Annotated in this window: 11 protein-coding genes and 2 pseudogenes; 4 read left to right on the top strand and 9 right to left on the bottom strand. The window is 56.6% G+C overall.

What is annotated here, in order from left to right; genetic code table 11:
- Window positions 1-297: 297 nt before the first annotated feature.
- From JOE39_RS15085 to JOE39_RS15075, 3 genes and pseudogenes are all read right to left on the bottom strand, one after another.
- Window positions 298-1,923: a methyl-accepting chemotaxis protein gene (locus tag JOE39_RS15085; protein WP_003313737.1), complete on the bottom strand. Its 1,626-nt coding sequence runs from the start codon at window positions 1,921-1,923 to the stop codon at window positions 298-300.
- Between the two features lie 266 nt (window positions 1,924-2,189).
- The gene (locus tag JOE39_RS15080) at window positions 2,190-3,113 is read right to left on the bottom strand and encodes a proline iminopeptidase-family hydrolase (RefSeq protein WP_003424608.1); all 924 of its coding nucleotides are present in this window, start codon (window positions 3,111-3,113) and stop codon (window positions 2,190-2,192) included.
- Window positions 3,114-3,208: 95 nt separating this feature from the next.
- A pseudogene (locus JOE39_RS15075) lies at window positions 3,209-3,313 on the bottom strand (LuxR C-terminal-related transcriptional regulator); the annotation flags it as partial.
- A 22-nt stretch (window positions 3,314-3,335) separates the two neighbouring features.
- On the opposite strand from JOE39_RS15075, the pseudogene JOE39_RS15070 reads away from it, so the two are divergent.
- The 3 genes and pseudogenes from JOE39_RS15070 to JOE39_RS26480 form a co-directional block, all read left to right on the top strand.
- Window positions 3,336-3,454, top strand: a pseudogene (locus JOE39_RS15070) (ABC transporter substrate-binding protein); the annotation flags it as partial.
- Between the two features lie 166 nt (window positions 3,455-3,620).
- Window positions 3,621-4,799 (top strand): Na+/H+ antiporter NhaA, encoded by a 1,179-nt coding sequence (nhaA, locus tag JOE39_RS15065; protein WP_004416119.1) that lies wholly within the window; start codon window positions 3,621-3,623, stop codon window positions 4,797-4,799.
- A 101-nt stretch (window positions 4,800-4,900) separates the two neighbouring features.
- Window positions 4,901-6,205 carry a PAS domain-containing protein gene (locus JOE39_RS26480; protein ID WP_004416121.1) on the top strand — a complete coding sequence of 435 codons (1,305 nt, stop codon included), beginning with the start codon at window positions 4,901-4,903 and terminating at the stop codon, window positions 6,203-6,205.
- An 85-nt stretch (window positions 6,206-6,290) separates the two neighbouring features.
- On the opposite strand, the gene katG is transcribed toward JOE39_RS26480, so the two are convergent.
- Complete coding sequence (katG, locus tag JOE39_RS15055) at window positions 6,291-8,561, bottom strand: catalase/peroxidase HPI (protein WP_210078590.1); 2,271 nt, start codon at window positions 8,559-8,561, stop codon at window positions 6,291-6,293.
- A gap of 389 nt (window positions 8,562-8,950) precedes the next feature.
- On the opposite strand from katG, the gene JOE39_RS15050 reads away from it, so the two are divergent.
- Window positions 8,951-9,382, top strand: coding sequence for a GNAT family N-acetyltransferase (locus tag JOE39_RS15050; protein WP_032615110.1), 432 nt, complete (start codon window positions 8,951-8,953; stop codon window positions 9,380-9,382).
- A gap of 15 nt (window positions 9,383-9,397) precedes the next feature.
- On the opposite strand, the gene JOE39_RS15045 is transcribed toward JOE39_RS15050, so the two are convergent.
- The 5 genes from JOE39_RS15045 to JOE39_RS15025 form a co-directional block, all read right to left on the bottom strand.
- Window positions 9,398-10,483: a GGDEF domain-containing protein gene (locus JOE39_RS15045; protein WP_210078591.1), complete on the bottom strand. Its 1,086-nt coding sequence runs from the start codon at window positions 10,481-10,483 to the stop codon at window positions 9,398-9,400.
- Between the two features lie 181 nt (window positions 10,484-10,664).
- Window positions 10,665-11,096: a GNAT family N-acetyltransferase gene (locus JOE39_RS15040; RefSeq protein ID WP_058444158.1), complete on the bottom strand. Its 432-nt coding sequence runs from the start codon at window positions 11,094-11,096 to the stop codon at window positions 10,665-10,667.
- Window positions 11,097-11,612: 516 nt separating this feature from the next.
- On the bottom strand, window positions 11,613-13,982 hold the full coding sequence (locus tag JOE39_RS15035) for a restriction endonuclease subunit S (RefSeq protein ID WP_210078592.1): 2,370 nt from the start codon (window positions 13,980-13,982) through the stop codon (window positions 11,613-11,615).
- Complete coding sequence (locus tag JOE39_RS15030; protein ID WP_210078593.1) at window positions 13,979-15,448, bottom strand: class I SAM-dependent DNA methyltransferase; 1,470 nt, start codon at window positions 15,446-15,448, stop codon at window positions 13,979-13,981. The genes JOE39_RS15035 and JOE39_RS15030 overlap by 4 nt, the downstream gene beginning before the upstream one ends.
- Before the next feature lie 88 nt (window positions 15,449-15,536).
- Window positions 15,537-17,903 carry a DEAD/DEAH box helicase family protein gene (locus tag JOE39_RS15025; protein ID WP_103362598.1) on the bottom strand — a complete coding sequence of 789 codons (2,367 nt, stop codon included), beginning with the start codon at window positions 17,901-17,903 and terminating at the stop codon, window positions 15,537-15,539.
- Between the last annotated feature and the right edge of the window lie 68 nt (window positions 17,904-17,971).

Here is a 17,971-nt window from a genome sequence, read left to right as displayed (position 1 = left end):
TATTTTGTTGTTCGCCGCCAACTATCGAATGACTTTAATGCCGCTGTCAACGTTACGGGCTTTTTCAAATAGTCCGGGCTCGTGGGCAGGGTCTTTAGGGATCCTGTTTCAACTAAGGAAGGCGATGCGCCTGAAAGTCTGTCAGCAGGGTTGCGCGGGTTACAGGTTTTGAACGGAGAGGCTGGGCAGGGGAGGAGTCATTGCAGGTTTTTTGCCGAACGCTACTGACTCTATAAAAGAAGGGCAGCAGACGAATCTGCTGCCCTCTGTCATGTCCGGTCGGCGTAGATGTCTGGGTTACGTCTTGAAGCGCAGCACCAGATCATTCAGGTTGACCGCCAACTGCGACAGTTCGGTACTGGCGATCAGTGTCTGCCGGGTGCCTTCACTGCTCTGCACGGCAAGGTCACGAATGCTGACCAGGCTTCTGTCGACATCGCGCGCTACATGCGCCTGTTGTTCGGAGGCCGCGGCGATCTGCAAGTTACGGTTATTGATCTCGAGTACCGAGTCGGTGATCTGGCGCAGCGACTCCCCGGCGTCTTCTGCGGTCTTGCGAGTGCTGTGAACTTCCTGGGTGCTCCTTTGCATGGACTCGACCGTGGCGGAAGAACCGGCCTGAATCGCTGAAATCATCTGTTCGACTTCTTGCGTGGACGTCTGTGTGCGGTGCGCCAGAGCCCGTACTTCATCGGCTACCACAGCGAAGCCGCGACCCTGTTCGCCGGCACGCGCGGCTTCGATGGCTGCGTTGAGTGCCAGCAGGTTGGTCTGTTCGGCAATGCCGCGAATTACGCCCAGCACTTTACTGATGTTCTGAGCCTGACCGGCCAGCGCGGTGACTTGTGCAGAAGAGCCCTCGACCAGACCCGTCAGGTTGTGCATGGCTGTCAGGGTTTCAGCAACGCGCTGGTTACCCAGGTCAGCGGAAAGGCTCGACTGTTGGGCGGCCTGCGAGGTCGAGGTAGCATTACGAGCGACCTCTTCTACGGCAGCACTCATTTCGTTTACCGCAGTAGCTGCCTGCTCGATTTCGCTGTTCTGCTGCTGCAGTGTGCGGTCGGCACTTTCGGTGATCGACGTCATTTCGACGGAGGCGGTGCTCAGTTGCGCAGACGCACCGGAAATTTCATGAATGGTGGTGCGTAGATTCCCCGACATGGTATTCAGGGCCGTCATCAAGCGTGAGGCTTCATCGCTGCCGCTAACGCTCAATTGCCTGGTCAGGTCACCGGCGGCGATGTCTTCCGCCAGTTTCAGCGAGACGCTGATCGGGTCGACAATGCTGCGTGTCAGTGCAATCGCGAGTACCACGGTAAGCAGGAACGCTGCGATCAGCACAATCATCAACACGTTGACGCTGTGGTCGTAGACTGCAGTGGCATCTTTCCCGGAGACGACCGCCTCTTCAGCATTGTGCCCACGTAGCACAGTGAGTTTTTCCTGATAGGCAGCGGCCTTTTGGGACTGCTCTCCGTTGGCGAGTGAGACCGCTTTGTCGTGATCAGCGCTGTCCAGTGCGACGACCTGTTTCAAGCCATCAATGTAGACGCCCATCTTGTTATTGGCCTCTTCGAATTGCGCCCGGTCGGCTTCGCCCGACAGCAGGTGTTTTTGATAGAAGTCACTATTGGCACGCAGCGCCTCGATCGCTTCCCGAACCTTGGCTTCTGCGGTGGCGTGTACGCTCGGATCATTGCTGGCAAGCATCCTGATGCTTTCCAGACGAGCGTGAAGCAGGGCGATCTGAATGTCGTCGACGACTTGAATGCTGGGCAGTGAGTTTTCTTCTATGTTCTGCTCGGCTATGCGCAGGTGGCCGATCTGTACGTAGGAGAAGGCGCCCAGACCGATCAACAGCAAGGTGATGACGCCAAAACACAGGGAAGCCCTGCGTGAAATGCTTAACGATCTAAGGTTCATGGTTGCCTCCAGCGGCAAAACAGGCGGAAGGCAAATACGTTCCTTCCAATGACTGTTTTTCTGCTGAAAACGAGAGAGCTTTAACAAAAGGGGGATGAAAGTTATTTCATAATGGCTTCATGCCATTATTTGCTGCAGGGCAATCGCGTAGTGTGAAAAGTTCCAGTAACACTGTGAATAAAGTTAGCCATTATTTGAGTGACTGTCATTAAAGTATTCACTCTAATACTGCAATTCTCAGCGCGCGAATCCATCAGGCCTCGACGTCAAGCTGCGGACTCTTCAACGTGTTCCACCAACGTGTCCAGAAAACCTGCGACGCGTCCCATGCAGGCCATTCGTTCTTCTGCATGGGGCATGTGACTGGACTCTTCGAAGACAGACCAACTGATATCGGGGACGTTATCCACGTAGGGCTTGACGACGAGCGGTGTGGCTTCGTCATACTTCCCGGAAATCAGTAAGGCAGGAACGCTGATGAGCTTCAGGCGATTGACGATGGTCCAGTCCTTCATCGTGCCGATGACGTGGAACTCGGTAGGACCATTCATGGCGTGGTAGACGGTCGGATCGGCGTCAATCGCGTCGAAGGTACGTTTTACCTCCTCCGGCCACGGTGTGATGCGGCAGACATGACGGTCATAGAACACTCGCGAGGCTTTCAGGTATTCCGGGTCTTTCAACGTTTCCGCCTTTTCGTGCTTGAGCAACGCGGCCTGGACCTCAGCTGGCAGATCCTCGCGCAGCCGGTTGGCCTCACTTACCCAGGTGTGCATGTCTGCGGGGGAGTTGGCGATGATCAGCGCCTTCAGCCCTTCGGGCTGACGCACGGCATGCTCTGAAGCCAGCATGCCGCCCCACGACTGGCCCAGCAATGCGTAATTGTTTTCGATGCCCAGGTGCTCAAGCAGGTTGTCGAGTTCGCTCAAAAACAGATCGACTGTCCAGAAGTCGCGCTTCACCTCGCGCAGGTGGGTCGACTTCCCGTTACCCAACTGATCGTAGTGGATAACGGCCCTGCCGGTGCTGGCGATGTCCTTGAACGAATCGACGTAGTCGTGCGTACAACCGGGACCGCCGTGCAGAATGACCAGTGGAGTGTCGGGACTGTGCAGGTCGCCTGTGATGCGATACCACGTCTGATAGTCGCCAAAGGGCGCAAAACCTTCCTTGATCGTCATATCTGCCATGTCGGCGGTCCCTGCTGGATAGTTTGGAGGCACCATAGCGCGGCGTCTTGCGTCTCATAACTATAGGAAATGATAGGTTTTGGCCTATAAACCGGTCAGTGGTCGAGTAAACGGTAGTGAACGGCACGCACCACCGCCTGCACACGGTTTTTGGCCCCCAGCTTTTGCATGGCCGAATTCAGATGCAAGGTCACCGTGGATCATCTGCTGATCAACCACGATGCGGGCGTCAACTGGATCGACCTCTACCACAGCCCCTACATCAACGTGTCGCGCAAGAACATCGAGCACTTGGGCCAGGGTTTGGCCGCTTTACGCTCGAAGAAACGGTCAAGAAATGACATAAGCAGGGCGCCCGTCTGATCGACAGGCGTTGTTCAACGACGTTTTTCAGCGCGTATTCGGCCGGGAAACGTTAATTTGTATCCTCAGGTTTACCTGACCTTCAACAGGCTCTGCGGATGGTAAGGTTGCGGCCTTTTTGCGCTGTACCCCCGCGGAGCCGTCATGCATAAACCCACCCCCCGTATCGAATCCCCGAATGCGCTGGCGTTCATCACGCGTTTCTTCGCTGCTGAATCCGCAGGCGGGCTGGTGTTGATGGCGGCTGCGCTGGCGGCCTTGATCGTTGCCAACTCTCCGCTGGCCGACAGCTACTTCGCCGCGCTGCACGCTGTGTTCGCCGGGTTGTCGGTTTCGCACTGGATCAACGACGGCCTGATGGCAATCTTCTTCATGCTGGTTGGCCTGGAGATCAAGCGCGAGGTGCTCGCCGGCCAGCTCGCCTCCTGGAGCCAGAGGGCCTTGCCGGGCTTTGCGGCGCTGGGCGGCATGGTGGTTCCGGCGCTGATCTACGTGGCGTTCAACTGGGGGCGGCCAGACACCATCGGCGGCTGGGCCATTCCGGCAGCGACCGACATCGCATTCGCCCTGGGTGTGCTGTCACTGCTGGGCAAGCGCGTGCCGCTGTCGCTGAAGATCTTCCTGTCTGCACTGGCGATTCTTGATGACCTCGGCGCGGTGCTGATCATCGCGCTGTTCTACACCAGCGATCTCTCCATTCTCATGCTGCTGGCAGCGCTGGGCTCCATCGCCGTGCTCGTTGCACTGAATCGTCTGGGCGTTAAAAAACTGCTGCCTTACCTCATCGTCGGCGCGTTGCTATGGTTGTTCATGCTCCAGTCCGGCATTCACGCCACACTCGCGGGCGTCGCGCTGGCGCTGTGCATCCCGCTGGGCAAACCTGATGAGGAGGCCCGCTCGCCACTGCTGCATCTGGAGGAAAAGCTGCACCCGTGGGTGGCGTTTGTCGTCGTACCGATCTTTGGTTTTGCCAACGCTGGCGTATCACTGTCGGGCATTACCGCCGACAAGCTCGTGGACCCGGTCCCGCTCGGCGTTGCGCTAGGGCTGCTGGTCGGCAAGCAGGTCGGCATATTCGCCATGTCCGCGCTGGCGATTCGCGCAGGCCTGGCGCGCTTGCCGGACGGCAGCAACTGGGGCCAGCTGTATGGCGTCGCAGCCTTGTGTGGTATCGGCTTCACCATGAGCCTGTTCATTGGCGCACTGGCCTTCCCGGGCACGCCGGAACTGGTCGACGAGGTCAAGGTGGGCGTGCTGATCGGGTCGGTGTTGTCGGCTGTGTTGGGTGTGGTTGCGTTGCGCAGGTTTGCGCAGCGGGGGTGAATCTGATTGCAATCTGGCATTACAGAAACCGGGCGGTAGGACGATAAAGACGGGACGTGCCAGGGACTCGGCCAACTTCTCCTACTTTGAGAGCCCACAGCATGCTTCACCTGTTCAGCCCCCGTCGTGACAAAAAAGCCCTTCAGCAACTGATCTCCTCGCTAAAGGGTGGCACTGAGCCCTCAGTAGGGGGATGTGCTGAAAAAAGCGCGGTACTCGAATGCTGGAGCTCGCTGAGCGCCCAGCGTCGCCTCGACGAGCAACGTATTGCCGCGCTTGAGCAAGAACTGGAAACCGCCCGCCACCTGCTGGGCGAAGCCTCTGCCTCGGCCGCCGCTTATGAAACCCGCTTTGATCTGGTCAACCGCGCGTCTAGCGAGGGCCTCTGGGACATGGAGGTGGTCGCGGGCGATCCGGTCAATCCGAACAATCGATTCTGGTGGTCGCAGCAACTGCGCAAGCTTCTCGGTTTCAACGATGAGCGCGACTTCCCCAACGTATTGGCGAGCTGGGCAGACCGGCTTCATCCTCAGGATAAACAAGCCACGCTGGATGCATTTGCCAAACACCTGAATGACCGTTCCGGCAATACACCGTATCGCGTCAAGAATCGTCTGGCGATGAAGGACGGCACTTATCGTTGGTTCTATGCCCAAGGCGAAACGTTAAGGGACGCACGCGGAACGCCGTTGCGGGTCGCCGGATCTCTGCGGGATATCCATGATGAGCTTGAGCGTGATCTGGAACACGATGTGATCATTACCCGATTCGAACTGGCTCGAGAGATGCTCTCCGACGGTCTTTGGGACATGGAGGTCATTGCCGGCGACCCGGTCAATGCGCGCAATCCTTTCTGGTGGTCTCCACAGTTCAGGCGTCTGCTGGGTTTTGAAACGGTGGAAGAGTTTCCCGACGTACTGGATAGCTGGGCTTCACGGCTGCACCCTGAAGACAAGGAACGAAGTCTGACGGCATTCGGTGCGCACTTGAATGACCGGACGGGCAAGACTCCGTTCGATATCGAGTACCGCCTGAAGATGAAAACCGGGGAGTATCGCTGGTTCCGTGCGCGCGGCCAGACTCGCCGCAATCCCGAAGGTGTTCCGCTGAGGGTGGTGGGGGCGTTGGTGGATGTGCATTTGAAGCATGAGCAGGACGCTCTTCGCGATACCGAAGCACAGCATCAGAAAAACCTGGAAGAGAACATCGCTCAACTGACCCAGATAGTTGGCACTATCCAGAGCATTGCCAGCCAGACCAACCTCCTGGCGCTCAATGCGGCAATCGAGGCTGCACGCGCCGGTGAAGCAGGGCGAGGCTTCGCGGTGGTGGCGGATGAAGTCCGCAAGCTGGCGACCAGAACGACCGAAGCGACGGAGCAGGCGGCAAGCATGATGAGCCGCTGATAAAACCAGCGCCCTTTGCTAGATCGCAGCAAAAAAAAAACGCCTCCGCAAGGGAGGCGTTTTTCAACTCAGCACATCAAACACATCAGGCCAGGTCGAAGCGGTCCAGGTTCATCACCTTGGTCCAGACTGCCACGAAGTCTTTGACGAACTTCTCGTGGGCATCGGAGCTGCCATACACCTCGGCAATCGCACGCAACTGAGCATGCGAGCCGAAGACCAGATCGACACGGGTGCCGGTCCATTTCACTGCGCCAGTCTTGCGGTCACGGGCCTCGAAGGTATCAGTGCCACCCGCGGTCGCTTTCCACTCCACGCCCATGTCCAGCAGGTTCTTGAAGAAGTCGTTGGTCAGGGTGCCTGGCTGATCAGTGAAGACGCCATGCTTGCTCTGTCCGACGTTGATGTTCAAGACCCGCAGGCCGCCCAGCAGTACAGTCATTTCCGGTGCAGTCAGGGTCAGCAGTTGTGCCTTGTCGACCAGCAACGATTCTGCCGAGACCTTGTAATGCCCCTTCTGATAGTTGCGGAAACCATCGGCGATCGGCTCGAGGAAGCTGAACGACTCAACATCGGTCTGCTCCTGAGACGCATCAGCGCGGCCCGGTGCGAACGGAACAGTGACGTGCTGACCTGCATGTTTGGCAGCCTGCTCGACACCTGCGTTACCCGCCAGGACGATCAGATCGGCGATTGAAACCTTCTTGCCGTTCGATTGACCTGCGTTGAATTCGCTCTGAATGCCTTCGAGGGTCTTCAGCACGCCCGCCAGATGCGCAGGCTGGTTGACTGCCCAATCCTTCTGTGGAGCCAGACGCAGACGGCCGCCGTTGGCGCCACCGCGCTTGTCCGAGCCACGGAAGGTAGAAGCTGCCGCCCAGGCCGTCGATACCAGCTGCGAGACCGAAAGGCCCGAAGCGAGAATCCTGGCCTTGAGTGCGGCCACATCCTGGTCATCCACCAACGCATGATCAACGTGTGGAATCGGGTCTTGCCACAGCAGCTCTTCGGCCGGTGTCTCCGGGCCGAGGTAGCGGGCCAGCGGACCCATGTCACGGTGAGTCAGCTTGAACCAGGCGCGGGCGAACGCGTCGGCCAGTTGCTCGGGGTTGTTCAGGAAGCGACGGGAGATCTGCTCGTAAGCCGGATCGAAGCGCAGCGCCAGGTCAGAGGTCAGCATGCTCGGTGCATGACGCTTGGATGGATCGTGGGCATCCGGGATCTTGCCGGCGCCAGCGCCGTTCTTCGGCGTCCACTGATGCGCACCTGCCGGGCTCTTGGTCAGTTCCCATTCGAAGCCAAAGAGGTTTTCGAGGTACTCGTTGCTCCATTTGGTCGGCGTCGAAGTCCAGGTCACTTCCAGGCCGCTGGTGATGGTGTCGCCACCCTTACCGCTGCCGAATTTGTTCCTCCAGCCAAGACCCTGCTCTTCAAGGCCGGCTGCTTCAGGCTCAGGACCTACGTTGTCGGCAGGGCCGGCACCGTGGGTCTTGCCGAAGGCGTGACCACCGGCAATAAGCGCCACGGTCTCTTCGTCGTTCATCGCCATGCGACCGAAGGTTTCACGGATATCCCTTGCCGAAGCAACCGGATCCGGTACACCTTCAGGGCCTTCAGGGTTCACGTAAATCAAGCCCATCTGCACGGCGGCAAGCGGGTTTTCCAGATTGCGTTCGCCGCTGGCGGTACGGCTTTCTTCGTTGGCGTGATTCTCCGGCTCGGCCACCAGCGTGCCGTCGCCCGGTTGCTGCATTTTCTTCTGCACGCCGTAGCGTTCTTCACCACCCAGCCAGGTGGTCTCGGAACCCCAGTACACGTCTTCTTCCGGTTCCCATACATCCGCGCGACCACCGGAGAAACCGAAGGTCTTGAAGCCCATGGATTCGAGCGCGACGTTACCGGTCAGCACGATCAGGTCAGCCCAGGAGATCTTGCGGCCGTACTTCTGCTTGATCGGCCAGATCAGGCGGCGCGCCTTGTCCAGGCTGACGTTGTCAGGCCAGCTGTTGAGCGGCGCAAAACGTTGCTGACCGGCACCTGCACCGCCACGACCATCGCCTGTGCGGTAGGTACCGGCGCTGTGCCAGGCCATACGAATGAACAGCGGGCCGTAGTGGCCGAAGTCTGCCGGCCACCAGTCCTGAGACTGGGTCATGACGTTGCGCAGGTCCTGTTTGACCGCTTCGATGTCAAGGCTCTTGAACTCCTTGGCATAGTCGAAACTCTCGCCCATCGGGTCGGAGAGCGAGGAATGCTGATGCAGGATCTTCAGATTCAGCTGCTTGGGCCACCAGTCACGGTTGGTGGTGCCGCCGCCGGCAGCGTGGTTGAAGGGGCATTTCGATTCAGTTGACATGCTTGATACACCTTTTTGTCATTTGCATCCGGCCATCCAGTCCACTTGTGGGACCTCCGACAGTGATGACGGAACTCAACAGCACTGGGTTCATGCCGGCCGTTCGTTCAACGATCAGGCCAGCTCTACAGATACGCAGCACAGCGATCATCAGATTGCTGCGAGCCGAGCCCACAACGTGCGTCGCAAACTTGAGCTCATTGTTATCTCCTTATCAGGGTGAAACCGCACGACTTTCGCCGATGCTTATGCAGATTAGCCTTCTTCACGAAGATTTCTAATAGAAAGAACATTACGGGGCGATAGGCAGACTCTGGCAGCGCTGTCATCAAGGCATCAAGCGGCTCTGCTAACCTGTGCAGCCTATGAGACGGCAGGCTGCTTAGCCCATGATCACGATTCGCAGCATGACCCTGGACGACTACGACGCGGTCATCGAACTGATGCGCAGCACACCGGGCATTTCCCTGCGCGACGCCGATTCACGTGAAGCCACCGCGCGCTACCTCGAACGCAACCCCGGTATGAGCTTCGTCGCCGAGGCGGACGGCGCCTTGTGCGGCTGCGTGATGTGCGGGCATGACGGACGCCGCGGTTATCTGCAGCATTTGATTGTGCTGCCCGAGTATCGCCGGCGCGGTATTGCCCATGAGCTGGTCGAACGCTGCCTCGAGTGTCTGGACGCGCTGGGTATTTACAAATGTCATCTGGACGTGATGAAGAGTAATGAAGCGGCCGGGCGTTATTGGCAGGGGCAGGGTTGGACGCTGCGGGAGGATATCGATCGGTATTCGAAGGTGCGGCGGGGTGGCAATGTCTGAAGGGGGAGAGGTGCGCTACGCATGCGTAGGCGCGTCAACTGATTGCGCCGCTTGATTCTGCGTCATTGTGCTGGCAGCGCTCGATGAAACTATCCGGCCTTCAAAGGCGATACATTTTCTGCCATTGCGCTTGGCGTGATACAGGTTCTCATCGGCCTCTTTCAACAGATCGTTGACAGTTTCCATCCGCGACAAACTCGCAACGCCGGCACTGAATGAATAGGGGGCTTGAGCCGCTTCATCCTTTTGCGCGAGCATCAACAACTCTTCCAGTGCGTGTACAGCGTCTGTGGCGTTCGCCGCCGATAAGATCACGCCAAACTCTTCCCCACCCAAACGCCCAAAGGCGATCAGTCCCTTTGTGCTTTTGAGGAGTGTCGCAAAACCAACAAGGACATTGTCGCCCACGTCGTGACCATGGGTGTCGTTGATACTTTTAAAGTGATCCAGATCAATCATGGCAAACCACAACGACGATTTTTCAGCGGACGCCAGCGCAGTATTCAGACTGGCAACCAGTGCGCGGCGATTGGGCGCATGCGTCAGGGCGTCGGTTTCGGACAGTTCCTGATAACGGTCCCTGGCTGCCATGGTCTGCATGACCAGGCTCAGGAAAGTTGCATTGAGGCAGCCGCCCAGCAAGGTCGAGCTGATCAGGAACACATAAAACAACGGCGCATGGTTGACGCCAACGGCCGTCAGGTCCATTTGCCACATGATCAACCAGATCAACGCCGCCGCAGCGATGTAATCAATGAACTTGACGAAGAATACGCTCATTCCTGTGATGAGCAGGGAGGTGACCACCAACCCCCACATCGATGCTTCCACGCCCATGCGTTCGACCTGTTCATTGAACAGAAAGGTCAGCGATGCCATGTAAATGATGCCGAACAGACGCCATGCCAGCATGCTCCTGCTATTGGACGTGACAATAATCGACAGCGCTGCCCCCGCCAGCGCGCAGCAGATGAATATATCCAGTGATCGATCAATGGACGGATTCAGGCACCAACTGATAACCCAACTGAAAAGACCGATCAATTGAGACAGCTTCAAGGGGACGAAAATAGAGTTTTTCAGGTTTCTTCTTTGCGGCATGTGCAGCTTCCATACTTATGCCAGCCGAACCGTTATCGACGGCACACGCCTTGATTGAGAGGGGTGATGATATATGGCCACTATACCTCATTGCCAGATGAGGGGGGATGGCCGCTGGTCTTGCTGTGGACGGTGCGCGCGGGCCTTGTTGAATGATGGCCAGGGCAGCGGCCGGTCTGATCTACAGTTGTTTGCGCATAGGTAAGCATGCCAAACGTAGCCCTGAGGGGGAGATGTAGACAGCATGGGCGCTTCCTGTGAAGCCACAACGTTGATAGAACCTCTCCGCATTCAATGTGGCTTCGAGATGGATTTCGGTGAGTCCTGCCTCTCGTGCCAAATGCTCAAGATGAGCGACCATCTTTTTACCTATTCCCTGGCCCTCCCCGCTCTCAAGATTGATCACTCCTGTTGCCACAGGAACTCCATTGACGCAGGCCAGGTAATAATCTTTTTCGACCCAGGATCTGTATTTATCCGTGAGCGGAACGCAGGTCCACGCCACCACTTGGTCGTGCGTATAAACGGAGTTGCATTGATTCTGAATTGCCTGAAAGCGGATATTGAACGCTGCCTCGGAATCGCATCGTTTAGCTCGACGGACCTGTAGCATTTTTATGCTCCTGAAACGGGGGCCATCGTGAACGGAGAATAAAAAAGCCCTGTCCATTCCTGGCGGGGCTCTAGTCAATGCACTTGGTAGTTACGCGCGCATCACTCTATGGCCCGCACGAGGCGGTCATTGAGGTGTGCATGATGTTTGGTCGGTGGGGTTGGTCATTGATTTATAGTCTGGGGGGTTGGGGCGGGTGTCAATGGGGGCTATAAACCTGAGAGTGCCGTCGAGTAGGCTTGGAGTACCGCGTGATGCTGGCAAGGCATAGATGAGCTTGGGGGGCAGCTGTTCTGCTTGGGGCGAGTACTCACTGAATTTTAGGTCAAAAAAGACGCCTTTGGGCGTCTTGGATGTGCCGGGGTAATCTGAATTGGAATCTTAGATATTTGATTTAATTGACTAATGTGAGTTTTTAAAATTCTTTGGAATACCAACTGGACTACCGCGAGGAGTTGGATTGAGCAATATGCTTCGTATCCGTATCTTTCCGGGCCGGCCAAAAGCAATCTCTGTTTACTCGAAACCGGGCAAGCTGAGCATGCCGCCTGTGGTGAGTTTGCCAAAGCCGGTGGGCATTAGGATTTTGTGCTTCTTCATCTCTACGAGTACCGCCAACCATTCGGGTTTGCCAAAGCGCAGCTTGGTGTCGTTCCAGCGATGCATGACTTCGTCCACGATGGCTTCATCGGAAACTGGGCGACCTTCGAGGATAAAGTCGTTCCAGGCGGCATAGAGCGTCACAGTCATTTCGCAACGATCCGTATCCCAGGCCCGCATTAGTTCGATGACTTGCTCAATGGTGGCGCGCTCAGCGACCGGCCAGGCGCTGTAATAGGCCTGCCGGTGCTGCCCTGCTTGGGAGAGCGGGCGGTAAGCATGGCCAACATTTTCGCGTTCGATGCGCTCGTACCACTGTCGGTTTTGCAAATTACCTTCGATCTGATTCATCAACTGGCGATCATGCGGACCGGCAGCGTCCCGCAGGTAAGCGCCCTGGATAGCGGCAAGCTTAGCTGCATGCTCCGCCAGGTAAATCACTTTCTGCAGCTTGCGTTGGCCGAATGTACGTTGGCTATGTAGCCGATGAGTGATTTCTGCTGCGAGTAGGGTGCGAGCTACTTGCCGATCTGTGGCAATTGGAGCCTGCTGGCCATCTTCGGTAAGGGCACGCTCGACGAGGGTGCTGGCCAACTGTTCGTTGAGTTGGCGGGCCTGGGTTAGGCGGGTTTTGAGTTGGTCGCAGAGGGTCATCAGTTGATCGACTTTGACGACGATGCGGTATTGTTCAGAGAGTGGGGCTAACGGGATCGGTGCCATTCTCAGTTTTTCTTGCGAGATATTGACTTGACTGGCGGCCATGCCTGATTTGGCTTTCTCTAGGTATTTGGCGGTTTCTCCAACGTTTAAGCAAAGAGCAATAAATCGCCCATAAGCACCTAGCTCAACGGGGTGGAACCTGATGATTTTGTCGGAAATCATTAGCTTCGGACGCGTACTTTCAATTAGGCAGGAAATCCCTACGCGATTCATAGGGCCCGCGCGCGTGAACAGAATGTCACCAGACTTAGCCTCTGCCTCGGGACGAGGTTCAAGATGGCTAGGAAGCTCCTTATTTTCATGCTCTAGGTAGCTCATTATTTGAACTGCTGTTGTTTTGAGAACGCCCCATACGTCATCAGAAGGCGAACTATTGCCTAGGCAAGCGGGGCTCCACCCTGAGTCCATTCCCGTCGTTATTTCTAGAAGCGGTACCCATTTCCATGTTGAAGGCAATGTGAATTCAATGTCCTCGGCCACGATTTTCGCCATTGTTTTCTGTTTTTTCAGCACTCCTTCCGTCACCAACCGGTGCCTTTCCGCTTGGATACGTTCGTACAACTTTTCAGCTGGCTCATCGTTGGCATCTTGCGGCACCAATTTACCAATCACGGCCAATTGCAGCAGGGTTTGTTTGAGCGCGTCGATGCTGGCTTCTGTGATGAACAGGGGATGGAAGTTTTTGGCCAGGCGTTGCCAGTTGGTGGCGAAGTCTGTGGCGTCGCTGGCTTGAGTCAGGCTGTCGAGCAGAGCCTGCACCAGTTGGGCGTGGGCGCTTTCGGCGTCGGCATGTCGGGCTTCCAGGCGGTCGCATAGGGCCATCAGCTCATCGACTTTAGCGACGATACGGTGTTGTTCCAAGAGCGGAGGAACTGGAACGATCATTTTCCGTAAATGTGTTGGACCAAAGTGAGAAATTGCCGCCCCTTTCTTATTACTATCGACCTGCCTCGCAAACTCGCTTGAGCCAAGAAATCTAATTAAGTATTCATCAAATACAACACTAAAGACCTTGAATCTAATCAAACCGGTGTAAGCAACACCACCAACAGCTTCATTTCCGACCTTTGCAACCTTCCCCAAGGACGCACTGGAAGAAAGAATGACGTCATCCAGCTCCAGTCTGAAGTGATTCCACTTTTCATTAACCATCTCTTCTTCAAGAAAATTACATCCATCCAACGTGACGAATGCATTGCGCATGCCTGCAATCCGAATCAATGGAATTCCGGCGGACCTGAAGTCCTTGGCCATGATCCCAGGCCCTTCCTGAAAGAATGAAATATTCGGCAATCGCTCCCATACCCACCCTTCGGGCAATTTGAAAGGTGTCTCGGCACTGTCAATAGGCGCCAGTGATTTCCCTACTTTAAACTTTCCATCCTCCGCCAGCTGAGCTCTTTCAGGCACGAATTTCTTTAGCAACTCACTGGCCGGCTCATCATTGGCTTCTTGCGGCACCAACTTGCCGCAAACCGCCAACTCCAAAATCAGCTCGCGCAGTTTTTTGATGCCATTGGGCGTACCGGCCAGCAGTGGGAGGTTGTCGGTCAGCAGCGCGGTCATACATCGCGCTCCAAGGCTTCTGCCAGCACGGTCTTGAGCTGGTCGCGCAGCTCGCCGATCTCGTCTTGCAGCTTGGCGTAGTCACGCAGCAGTACGTCCGGGTCGTGGCTGACCTGTTTGCCGATATGCGGGTTCTTGCAGTCTAGGTCCCAGTTGCGAGCTTGCAGTTCTTCAACACTGACCTGCCAGGCGAATTCGTTTACCACCCGTGCGGCAAAGCCATCGTCCTCGCTGCCCCACCAGGCTTCCTCCACGGCGAATTCTTCGATGCGCATGGGACGGGTCTTGGAGTAGTTCTTTACCCCGGCCGGGTACTGGTGCTCGTAGAACCACACCTGTTTGGTTGGTGTGCCCTTGGTGAAGAACAGCAGGTTGGTCTTGATGCCGGTGTAGGGGTTGAACACGCCGTTGGGCAGGCGAACGATGGTGTGCAGGTTGCACTCAGTGAGCAGCTTTTCCTTGATGCGGCTCTTGATACCCTCGCCAAACAGAAAGCCATCGGGCAGCACCACGGCGGCGCGGCCACCGTCTTTCAGCAACTGCATGATCAGCACCAGAAACAGGTCGGCGGTTTCCCTGGTGCGAAAGGCGGCGGGGAAATTGGTTTCGATACCGTCTTCTTCCATGCCGCCGAACGGCGGGTTGGCGACGATGCAGTGCACGCGTTCGCTCGGCCCCCAACTGATCAGCGGTTTGCTCAGGGTGTTGTCGTGGCGGATCTGGCTGGGCACTTCGATGCCGTGCAGGATCATATTGGTGGTGGCCAGCAGGTGCGGCAGCGGCTTTTTCTCCACGCCGAAGATGCTGGATTGCAGTGTGCGTTCGTCTTCGGCGGTTTTTACATAGCGGCTGCGCTTGTGCTCGATGGCGCAGGTGAGAAAGCCGCCGGTGCCGCAGGCCGGGTCTAAGACCTTTTCATCCAGCTTGGGATCGACCATGCGCACCATAAATTCGGTGACCGGGCGCGGGGTGTAGAACTCGCCCGCGTTGCCGGCGTTCTGCAGGTCTCGCAGCAATTGCTCGTAGAGGTTGCCGAACTCGTGGCGTTCCTGGGCCTTGTTGAAGTCCACGCCTTCCTGAATCTTATTGATCACCTGGCGCAGCAGCTGACCGGATTTCATGTAGTTGTAGGCGTCTTCAAACACGCTGCGCACCACAAAGGCCGAGGGCGTGCTGCTGTACTCATGAAGGTTCTGCAGCTGGGGGAAAAGGTTATTGTCGATGAAGTCCTTGAGCGCCTCGCCGGTCATGCCTTCAGGATCGGCGGCCCAGGTACGCCAGCGGCAACTGTCGGGAATGGGCGAACGGTAGTTGTCATCCATTAATTCCCATTCCAGCTCGCGGTCATCGAAGATCTTCAGGAACAGCAGCCAAACCAGCTGGCCGATACGCTGGGCGTCGCCGTCTACGCCAACGTCTTTGCGCATGATGTCCTGGATGGACTTGATGGTGGAGCTAATGGACATGAAGTTCTCTCAACGCTTACCGCAAGGGGGGCGAAATTCTACCGGATAGTGTGGACGACTGCCTTGGCATGTCGTCGGTGCGTAGCCCTTAGCTTGCGTAAAGTTCGTCTTCCAGTTCGTGGATAGCCTTGTTGTAGCCAGCCTTGCCACCAAAAGCCTTGACCAGCTCGATGGGCGCACCGAACTGGCTGAAAGGGTCGAGCTGCAGGATTTTGATGTCCTCAATATGCTCGATACCGGTATCGGCGTATTTATCCAGCAATGCCTCTAGTACCTGGCGTGCTGCGCCAGAATACTTGGCGAAATAGTTGCGCTTTTTCACCTGCTCGGCTCGTTCGCGGCGTGATAGGGCAGGCTGATCGAATGCGACGTGACAGATCAGGTCGAACGGATCGAGCGGCTTGCCCTGTTTCTTTTCCACCTCTTCGGCCAAGGCTTCCCACATCACACCCTGGACGGCCATTTCCTCGATGATGACTTTCTTTTGCTCGGAATCACTCCAGCGTCGGAGGAAATCATCCAGTGAGGCGAACTGCTTTTTCACGCAGGTGCGGGTGTAGTCGTGCAGCGATTCGGTGATCAGTCGGCCATCCGGGCCGTAGTACTGCACACGCTCGGCGATGACATAAATCGGGACGTTGTCGATGACGTACTTGATGCGTTTTTTGCCCTCATCTTCGCCGGTAAAATCTAGATCATCGCCCTCGTTATCGTTGCCTGCGCTGATGCCATCTTCGTCGGCAAGCGGGTCATCCGGTGGTACGGGAGAGTCATCACCTTCTGGGGCGTAGATCACCACCGGGTCGCCGTCGAAGGCAGGGTCGGCAAACAGCTCGGTGGCCTTTTTGAAGTCCATAATGGTGAACCAGTACTTGCCATAGTCTTCGTTGATGCGAGTGCCGCGACCAATGATTTGCTTGAACTCGGTCATCGATTTGATGTGCTGGTCGAGCACTATCAGCTTGCAGGTTTGAGCATCCACCCCGGTGGTCATCAGTTTGCTGGTAGTGGCAATCACCGGGTAGCGCTCTTCCGGGTTGATGAAGTTATCCAGCTCAGCCTTGCCTTCCTGATCATCGCCGGTGATACGCATGACGTATTTGCGATTCTCGGCCACGCGCTCAGGGTTAAGGTTGACCAGGGCCTGGCGCATGCGCTCGGCGTGGTTGATGTCGTCGCAGAAGACGATGGTTTTCTGAAACGGATCCGTGGCCTTGAGGAGTTCGGTAACCTTCTGCGCCACCAGTTGGGTGCGTGCCTCGATCACCAGGGTGCGGTCCATATCCTTGAGGTTGTAGATGCGGTCTTCGATCAGCTCGCCATTTTTATCGAGCATGCCTTTGGGGGGCCGCCAGCCTTGCAGGTCTTTGTCGAAGTCGATGCGCACCACTTTGTAGGGGGCGAGAAAGCCGTCTTCGATGCCTTGCTTCAAGGTGTAGCTGTAAATCGGTTCACCGAAGTAAGTGATGCTGGATACCTCTTTGGTCTCCTTCGGTGTGGCGGTAAGGCCGACATGGGTGGCGCTGGAGAAGTAGTCGAGGATTTCACGCCAGGCTGAATCCTCGGAGGCGCTGCCACGATGGCATTCGTCGATCACGATCAGGTCGAAGAAGTCGCGGGAGAACTGCTTGTAGATGTTCATCTCTTCATCAGTGCCGGTGACGGCCTGATAGAGCGACAGGTAGATCTCATAGGAGGTATCGATCTGGCGTTTGGCAATTTTGGTCATCGCCTGGCCGAAGGGCTTGAAGTCGTTGTTTTTGGTCTGGTCGACCAGGATGTTGCGGTCGGCCAGAAACAGGATGCGTTTCTTCTGTTTCGATTTCCACAGTCGCCAGATGATTTGGAAGGCTGTGTATGTCTTGCCGGTGCCCGTAGCCATCACCAGCAGGATACGGTCTTGGCCGCGCGCCACAGCCTCGACGGTGCGGTTGATGGCATTCATCTGGTAATAGCGCGGCATGCGCCCGGAGCCGTCGTCGTAGTAGGGCGCTTCTATCTTGTGTTGGGCTGTTGTATCCAGCCCCTTCCACTGGCAGTAGCGGTGCCAAAGTTCTGCAGGGCTGGGGAATTGATCAAGGGTAAGTTCGGTTTCTACCTGGCCGCCTGTGCCACTACGGTCGTGAAACAGGAAGCCATCGCCATTGCTGGAGAACACGAACGGTACGTCCAGCGCCTCTGCATAGCCCAGAGCTTGCTGCATGCCGGAGCCAATAGAGTGCTTGTTGTCCTTTGCCTCGATTACAGCGATAGGCAGGTTGGCCTGATGGTAGAGGATGAAGTCTGCGCGGCGTGCTTCACCACGGCTGTGCAGTTTGCCCCGGACGATAATGCGGCCTTTGGTAAAGCTGACTTCCTCGCGCACCTGCTTGTGCATGTCCCATCCAGCTTGCTGAACGGCTGGGGCGATGTACTTGCTGCAGATGTCGCGCTCGGAAAGTGATTTCTTGTCCATGACTGGCTATGTCCCTATGGCGTGCCGTGGACTTTACCAGATCGGGCTGAAGGCATGCTGCCAGTATT

Source organism: Pseudomonas sp. PvP100, from assembly GCF_017833055.1.
Lineage (GTDB): Bacteria > Pseudomonadota > Gammaproteobacteria > Pseudomonadales > Pseudomonadaceae > Aquipseudomonas > Aquipseudomonas syringae.
This window is presented reverse-complemented; position numbering and strand designations above follow the sequence as displayed.